The organism is Kitasatospora sp. NPDC007106, from assembly GCF_040634455.1.
Taxonomy (GTDB): Bacteria; Actinomycetota; Actinomycetes; order Streptomycetales; family Streptomycetaceae; genus Kitasatospora; species Kitasatospora arboriphila.
In genome coordinates, this window is record NZ_JBEYFP010001369.1 from 1 (window position 1) to 1,167 (window position 1,167).

At 70.8% G+C, this 1,167-nt stretch carries 1 protein-coding gene and 1 pseudogene; both read right to left on the reverse strand.

Annotated elements, in window-relative coordinates:
• Positions 1–260 (reverse strand): hypothetical protein (locus ABZ641_RS38550; protein WP_359989349.1); only part of this gene is annotated, 260 nt, incomplete at its 3' end.
• Between the two features lie 692 nt (positions 261–952).
• Positions 953–1,167: pseudogene (locus tag ABZ641_RS38555) on the reverse strand (CBS domain-containing protein); the annotation flags it as partial.

The window sequence follows — 1,167 nt, forward strand, 5'->3', positions numbered from 1 at the left end:
AGGATCTTCGCCCGGTGCAGGTGGAGATGAGTGGGGCGTGCGGGCGAGGCGTCGACGGGCGGGGTGAACAGGGCGGCGAACGGCTTCAGGTGCTCCGAGGACTGCAGGACCTCTGCAACTCGCTCCCACCACAGGGCCACTGGCGCAAGCCTGCCGGTGATCACGGCTCCGGGAACCACCACGGTCAGCGACATCTGGTTGTTGTGCTCGGACTCGACCATCGCGGCGATGTCGACGAGCAGCCCGTCAGGGTTCGACATGACGTCCAGAATAGGACACCGGCTCCTGCCCTCCCAGACCCCAGGGCTGCGGCCAAGGCGACCACGGCCAGGAACGGACTCACACACCGAACCAACCGCTTGTGCTGCGCGGCCATCCAGGTCATGTGCGGGATCAACCGCAGCAGGGACTCGCCGCTACCAAGCCTCGACCGCAGGCCGGCCCGTCTTCGCCGTCCCGGCGGCCCGAGACCCTGCTGTACCGGCGCAGAGCCGTTCGGGACCGCCCAGTGCGGCGGCTCACTGCCATACCGTTCAAGCCGCGCGTTCATCCACTACCGTTCTGCCCGGGTCATGACGCGTGCCCCGCGGCGTGGGCCCGGGCCCGGCCAACTTCCCGTTGACCGGACCGTGCCCACGCTCCCGCCCCAGCCCGCAGTTGCGCCCCATGGTCGCCACGCGACAGCCGGCGCGGGGCAGGGACGTCGACACGGTTTCTGCGAGATCCACCCGTCGGACTACCGCTCCTGAGGACCGGATCGCCCAGGCCGCTCTCAGCGCGCAACTGCCTCTTCCCGCCAGGATCCCGCGGGGGCCTGCCTACCGTTCGCCTGCGCGGGTGGCAGCGCTGCCGGGCCCGGCGGGAATCCCGCAGGCTCCGGGCGGCACTGCCCCTTGTCTCAGGCCGTCGAGAGCAGGCGCCCTTTGCTGCGTGTTGACGCCCGTGGCCAGTCCTAGAAGCTGAGCAGGCCGATGACGTGGCCGTCGTGGTCAACCACCGGCCAGGTGTCCAGGCCGCGGGCACACATGGTGGCGGCCGCGGTGGCGGCGGGCATGCCGGTAGTTGCGAACGGGGCGCGGTCGAAGACCACGTCGCGTACCGGGGTGCGCTCGATGTACCAGGACCGAGCCTGGAACGGCGCCAGGTGCAGGCGGGTCAGCAGCCCGG